Raw genomic sequence first — 6,100 nt, 5'->3', positions numbered from 1 at the left:
GTCCGGGGTCGTGCGGGGTGGGCGCATGGCCTCCTCGTTCCGGGTCGGGGCTGGGTGGATGGTGGTGCGGCGGACGGGGCCACGCGTCAACGGATGCCGACGGGTGGCACGTCGGGGCTGCGGGCGGCGCGCCGGGACCGGAGGTCAGGACCGCGGGAGGTCGAGGCCTTCGCGGCCGCCTCGGAGGAGGCCTGTGGGTGCTCGGCGTGGGCGTACGCGGCTCGTTCCGGCGCGGTCGGTGAGAGGGCCACGAACGCCGAGGTGAGGAAGAGGTAGGAACCCAGTCCGACGGCGAGGGGGAAGATGAACTGCATCGCGGTGGCCCCGTGCAGTGTGGCTGCCGAGGGTGTCACCTGCACGGTCACGGCCAGCATTCCGGTGTAGTGCATGCTGCTGACGGCCGCTCCCATGACGAGGGAGGCGAGGGCCACGGCGCGCGTCGACCTGATGTTGAGCGCGGCCCACAGCGCGGCGGTCGCGGCGATGACCGCGATGACGACGGAGAGGACGACCCTGAGCGGGTCGTAGTGGATGGTGCCGTGCAGCCGGAGTGCCGCCATGCCGAGGTAGTGCATGCTGGCGACACCGAGCCCGGTGGCGAATCCGCCGAGCAGCAGCGCCCTGGTCCGGTCGCGGCTGTAGCCGACGGCGAAGACCCCGCCGCCGACCACCACCATGGCGCCGAGCAGGCTGAGGAAGGTCAGCGGCACGTTGTAGCGGATGTCGGTTCCGTACACGCCGAAGCCGAGCATCGCGACGAAGTGCATGGTCCAGATGCCCGAGCCGATGGCCGATGCTGCCGTGATCAGCCAGTTGCGGCGCGAGCGCCCGGTCGTGTCCAGCGCGCGCACGGTGCAGCTCAGGCCGAGCGCGGCCCCGATGCAGGCCATCGCGTACGACAGCAGAGGTGTCAGCCAGCCGAAGGTGGCGTGGTCCAGGTGTCCCATGACTCGGGGACGCTAGTCGCGCCGGGGCGCGCGCCCCGGGCTCATTCGAAAGCTGCCGAAATATGACAGAGAGATGTTCCCCGACGATCGCAGCATGCTCGAACATGCGCATCGATTCACGACGTTTCGTTCGGGCGGTGACTGCGCGATCATGTCCACATGGCCGATGACCACACACACGTGCAGGAGTTCTTCACCGCTCGCGCCGCGGACTGGGACACGCGCTTCCCGGAGGACGGCCCCGCCTTCGCCATCGCGATCGCCGCGCTGGGACTCCGCCCCGGCGATGCCGTTCTCGACGCCGGGTGCGGTACGGGGCGGGCGATGCCGGCCCTGCGTGCGGCGGTCGGCCCCGGGGGCACCGTACTGGGCGCCGATGTCACCGCGGCGATGCTGGGGGCGGCGGTGCGTGCGGGGCGCGCTGACAGCGGACAGCTGATCCAGGCCGATGCCGCACGCCTGCCGTTGCGGTCGTGGGCCCTGGACGCGGTGTTCGCGGCCGGGCTGGTCTCACACCTGCCCCGGCCGGAGCCCGGCCTGGTCGAGCTGGCCCGGGTGGTCCGGCCGGGCGGGTCGCTGGCACTGTTCCACCCCATCGGGCGGGCGGCGCTGGCCGCGCGGCACGGCCGGCGGCTCACGGACGGCGATCTGCGCGCCGAGCCGAACCTCGGCCCTCTGCTGGCCCGTTCGGGCTGGCGCCTGGCTTCGTACGCCGACGAGGAGAGCCGGTTCCTCGCCCTGGCCGAACGGACCGGATGACGCACCGCGCCCCGGACCGTTCCAGGGAGGCGCGCTCCGTGTCACCGGGCCTGAGCGTCCGGGCGCCGGAGGTGTCCGACCGGGCAGCCACCGAGGCCCGGTGTGGGGAAGGTGCCGAGCGCGGCGACCTCGTACCCGTCCGGATAGCCCTTGATCTCCGGGTTCTGCCGGGCGTAGTGCGGCTCGGTGCGCGGCGGCAGCAGACGGACCGCACGGGCTCTCAGGCGCAGGGCACCGCGGGTGAGCGAGCGGGCCGCGGCGCTGGGCCGTTCGTAGCGGAAGGCCCGCAGCAGCGAGTCGTCCAGGAGTGCGAGGCTCGCGCCGCGCACCAGCGGCGCCAGAGGGCGCGGATACCAGGAGGCCATCAGATCCAGCGTCGCGTCCGACACCGAGCGCGCCCCTTCGTCCCAGCCGAAGTGCGCCTCCTCGTAGGTGTCGAGGGTGCGTTCGAAGTCCTCGTAGGTCTGCGGCAGGTCCTTGATCCCCATATGGGCGCCCAGGGTCCGGTAGTAGGCGGCACACGCCCGAAGTTCGTGGTCGGACAGCCGGCGCCAGCCGTACGCGTCGAGCCATCGCTTCGGGGTGACGACGAAGGTGCAGAGCACGTAGCGCATGTCGTCGTTGCCGATGTCGAAGCTGTTGTGCATCCGGTTGATGCGGCGGATGGCCGTACGTCCCGGTTCGCTGTCGAAGCCGTGCTCGACGACCGTGTCCAGGAGCAGCGCGGTGTCGTCGTAACGCTTCTGCGAACGGTCCGTCAGTTCCGCTGTGTCCGCGAGGAGGCGCCCGATGCTGGGGACCGCATATGTGCGGTACAGCGCCAGTTCGAGGGCGCGGGTGATGTCCCACGGGAACTCGTACGTCGCCGTGATCCGGTAGATCTCCAGGAAGTCCCGCTCCGGATCGAGGTGTTGGATTTCCTTCAGCCGGTCAAACCGCTTCACAGCGCCGTCCCCCTTGTCCAGGTCGAGTGTCCCAGCGTAAGTGCGGGGGCAGGACGTTGAGTACATGGACGTCAACGGAAGGTGGTCCCCATGACCGGCATGTTCGGCATATTGCGCAGAGCCGTGGCCCCGGGACGCAAGGACGGCCGGTCCGCGGCGCCCACGCGGGCGCCGGAGCGCCGGCAGCACAACCTCTTCGAGGCGGCCGCCACGTTCGTCGCGGCATCGGTGGAGGAGGACCAGGACCGGATGGACGAGGCGAGCGGCTGGGTGTCACCGGAGGCGCTCTCGTTCGGCGTCGGTGAACTGGCCTGCCGGGCCGTCATCGCCCTCGCCCGTGAGCGCGACGAGTCGCCGGAGACGGTGGCGCGCGCGCTGCTCGGCCTGGCGGACGACTGAGGAGGGCCGTCCGGTTGGTCGTCGGAACCTGCGTCCTGCCTTGTCAGGGCCTCGACGAGCGGGTTACCCACTGGTTAAGGTGCGCCGACGACAACCATGACGGAAGAGGAGGGTGCAGTGGCCGGGACGGACAACACAGTCGCCGACGACGACGCTCTGTACGTGCTGACCGCGGTCCTGCTGACCCCTGCGCAGTTCCCGAGCGTCCTCGGCGACGACTACCCGGCTGCCTGCGCGGCCCTGCGTCTGGAACCCTACGCCGAGGGCTACGGACTCGTCCTGGGCCAGGACGGCGACGGGGCCCGGTGGACCGTGGTCGTCGACGACGTGTCCCTGGTGGCCGTGGCGATAGCGTCCTGGGACTGCGGGATGGAGTACGACCTGTCGCCGGACGACCGCTCGGTAGTCTGCGCGCTCCCCGGCTGGCCGCTCGCCGTGGCGGTCGCCGCTCCCGGAGTGAGCGCTCCGCACGATCCGGAACCGGACCCGGAGGCGGACGGGGAGGACCTCGCACCGCTGTGCCCGCCCGACACCGACGTGTGGGGGCCCGCCCAGCGCCGGCTGGGTGCGGACGCCATAGCGCTCCAGTGGGCGGTCTGGCGGGAGCAGATCGACGACGAGACGGCCTTCGCCCCGGCAGGTAACGGGGACGGGGACGGCTCGGGCGAGGACGGCTCGAACGGAGACGGCTCGGACGGGGGCGACCCCCCGGAGGCCGGAGCAGAGGCCGAAGCTGAAGCCGAGGCCGAGGCTGTACCGCCTGCGAGCGACGCGCCCCTCTCCGGCACGCATCCCGGTGTGCGGCGTGCCCTCGCCGAGGCACATGCCTATGTCGACGCACCGCCACCCCCCGGCCGAGTCCGCTCCTCGTTCGCGCCGGGCGACGCCCGGATGATCAGGGCCGACGGTCCCGGCTGGTCCATGGTCGCCAGAACGGACGACATCGCCTTCCTGCTGCTCGACGAATTGCCGGGAGAGATCCTGACCGTGGGACGCGGGACGGAGCTCCCCAAGCTGCTTCGGGCCCTGGACGCCATGGCCGTGCGGCCGTCCTGACCCCAGGCCGGCCGGAGCACCGCATACGCATACGGGAGCCCCGGGATCCTTTGATCCCGGGGCTCCCGTATGCGCGCGTGAGGTGTCAGACCCGTTCCAGCGGCCGGTGGGGCTCGGCCGGGAGCTGGACCCGGACCTGGTCGCCGGGCCTGACGGTGCCGCCCGTGGCGACCACGCTCATGACGCCGGCCTTGCGGACGATGTTGCCCGCCTCGTCGCGGCCGACGACCTGCTTGAGCAGTCCGTCCTGGAAGTTGTCGATCTGGAGGCACGGGTTGCGCAGCCCCGTGACCTCGACGACGGCCTCGTCGCCGAGGTGCAGCAGGGTACCGACGGGAAGCGCCAGCAGATCGATGCCACGCGTGGTGACGTTCTCCCCGAGGTCGCCGGGGGCGACCTCGAAGCCCGCCTCGCGCAGCTCGTCGAACAGTTCTTCGTGTATGAGGTGGACCTGGCGCAGATTGGGCTGGGTGGGGTCCTGCGCGACCCTGGAACGGTGTTTGACCGTCACGCCCGCGTGTACGTCACCCTCCACTCCCAGCCCGGTCAGCAGGGTGACGCTTTCCCGGTTCGGCTTGGTGAAGGTGTACGACTCGTTACTGCTCACCACGGTGACTGTCCCGCTCACTGCGCAGGTCCCCTCTCAGCGGCCTATTTCCTTACGAGTGATCCTACGGAGCCTGCGCCGCTGGCTCGGATCCAAGGCCAGGTACGCGATGGCGGGAACTCCGATGAGCACCAGCAGTGACAGCCAGAACCCGATGAACGGCATCAGGACGACTGCGACGACAACTCCCCCGATGGCGATCTTTGCGCTGTTCGACATCGTCCACGCCTCCTTCGCGGCCCGTGGCCGCTCCTGCTGTGAGAACGCCTGTGGGCGCCCATCGGTTCCTGGTGGCGGCGAGCGCCTCCGCGCCGGTCACCGCAGGGGAGCGCCGACCTCGTGCATGTGCTCCAGCGCCTGCCGGTAGGACTCGATGAGTCCGGTCTCGGCGTACGGCATGCCGAGCGCCTCGCAGTGGGCCTTGACCAGGGGCTGGGCGAGTCGCAGATGCGGGCGCGGCATGCTCGGGAAGAGGTGGTGCTCGATCTGGTAGTTGAGACCGCCGAGGAACCAGTCGGTGAGGACGGCGCCCCGTACGTTGCGCGAGGTGAGGACCTGCCGCTGCAGGTGTCCCCACCGGTCCCCGTCGGGATCGGGCATCTCCATGCCCTTGTGGTTCGGGGCGAAGGCCATCCCGAGGTGGAGACCGAAGAGCGCGTGGTGCACGAGCGCGAAGACGACGGCCTTCCCCGGGGACATGACGGTGAGGAGCAGCGTGGCGTAGAGGCCGAGGTGGGCCACCAGGAGCGCGGCCGACAGGGCGCGCTCCCTGACGGGCTGCTGCCGCAGGTACTGGAAGCCGGAGATCTTCAGGGCGATGCCTTCGAGGAGCAGCATCGGGAAGAACAGCCGGGCCTGGTTGCGGGTGAGCCAACGGGCGAAGCCCTCGCGCTGGGCTGCCTGCTTCTGGGTCCAGACGAGGGCGCCGACGCCGACGTCCGGGTCCTTGTCGATGTGGTTCGGGTTGGCGTGGTGACGTACGTGCTTGTCGTTCCACCACGCTTCGTTCATGCCGAGCAGGAGGTTGGCGTGGAACAGGCCGATGGTCCGGCTCACCCGCCGGTCGCCGGTTATCTGGGCGTGGCCGGCGTCGTGTCCGACGAAGGCGGTACGGGACCAGACGACGGCCAGGGGCAGTGCGAGGAGCAGGGTCCACCAGGTATTGCCGAGGAGGACCATCGCGGTCAGCAGCGCGCCCAGAGCGACGAGGTTGGCGGCAATGCCTGCCGTGTACCAGCCGGTACGCCGTTCGAGGAGCCCCTGCCCCTTGACGGCCCGCAGTAGTGGCGCGAAGTCACTTCCTGTACTTCCGGCACTTCTGTCACTGTCGCGAGTCGGTTCCGCGACAGTGGTTGCGGCCTGAGGCATGATGTCTCCGGTCTTATAGG

The 6,100-nt window shown here is 70.4% G+C and carries 8 protein-coding genes; 3 read left to right on the top strand and 5 right to left on the bottom strand.

Features of this window, described 5'->3' with window-relative positions; genetic code table 11:
• Window positions 1-86: 86 nt before the first annotated feature.
• The gene (locus JGS39_RS22350) at window positions 87-947 is read right to left on the bottom strand and encodes an MHYT domain-containing protein (protein WP_219571160.1); all 861 of its coding nucleotides are present in this window, start codon (window positions 945-947) and stop codon (window positions 87-89) included.
• Window positions 948-1,106: 159 nt separating this feature from the next.
• Between JGS39_RS22350 and JGS39_RS22345 the strand changes: the two genes are divergently transcribed.
• Window positions 1,107-1,706 carry a methyltransferase domain-containing protein gene (locus JGS39_RS22345; RefSeq protein WP_219571159.1) on the top strand — a complete coding sequence of 200 codons (600 nt, stop codon included), beginning with the start codon at window positions 1,107-1,109 and terminating at the stop codon, window positions 1,704-1,706.
• A 41-nt stretch (window positions 1,707-1,747) separates the two neighbouring features.
• On the opposite strand, the gene JGS39_RS22340 is transcribed toward JGS39_RS22345, so the two are convergent.
• Entirely contained in the window at window positions 1,748-2,650 is a 903-nt protein-coding gene (locus JGS39_RS22340; RefSeq protein WP_219571158.1) for an oxygenase MpaB family protein, read from the bottom strand.
• A 90-nt stretch (window positions 2,651-2,740) separates the two neighbouring features.
• Between JGS39_RS22340 and JGS39_RS22335 the strand changes: the two genes are divergently transcribed.
• On the top strand, window positions 2,741-3,049 hold the full coding sequence (locus JGS39_RS22335; protein ID WP_219571157.1) for a hypothetical protein: 309 nt from the start codon (window positions 2,741-2,743) through the stop codon (window positions 3,047-3,049).
• A gap of 96 nt (window positions 3,050-3,145) precedes the next feature.
• Complete coding sequence (locus tag JGS39_RS22330; RefSeq protein WP_236063838.1) at window positions 3,146-4,105, top strand: hypothetical protein; 960 nt, start codon at window positions 3,146-3,148, stop codon at window positions 4,103-4,105.
• An 85-nt stretch (window positions 4,106-4,190) separates the two neighbouring features.
• On the opposite strand, the gene JGS39_RS22325 is transcribed toward JGS39_RS22330, so the two are convergent.
• The 3 genes from JGS39_RS22325 to JGS39_RS22315 all read right to left on the bottom strand — a co-directional run bounded on the left by JGS39_RS22325 (window position 4,191) and on the right by JGS39_RS22315 (window position 6,080).
• Window positions 4,191-4,733: an MOSC domain-containing protein gene (locus JGS39_RS22325; RefSeq protein ID WP_219571156.1), complete on the bottom strand. Its 543-nt coding sequence runs from the start codon at window positions 4,731-4,733 to the stop codon at window positions 4,191-4,193.
• Between the two features lie 15 nt (window positions 4,734-4,748).
• Window positions 4,749-4,931, bottom strand: a complete 183-nt coding sequence (locus JGS39_RS22320; protein WP_136325839.1) for a tail-anchor membrane protein — start codon at window positions 4,929-4,931, stop codon at window positions 4,749-4,751.
• 96 nt (window positions 4,932-5,027) lie between these two features.
• On the bottom strand, window positions 5,028-6,080 hold the full coding sequence (locus JGS39_RS22315) for a fatty acid desaturase family protein (protein ID WP_219571155.1): 1,053 nt from the start codon (window positions 6,078-6,080) through the stop codon (window positions 5,028-5,030).
• Window positions 6,081-6,100: the final 20 nt, after the last annotated feature.

It is taken from the genome of Streptomyces poriferorum (assembly GCF_019399235.1).
Classification (GTDB): Bacteria; Actinomycetota; Actinomycetes; order Streptomycetales; family Streptomycetaceae; genus Streptomyces; species Streptomyces poriferorum.
Note: the sequence above shows the minus strand (reverse complement) of the source record. Positions and strands in the feature narration are given on the sequence as shown.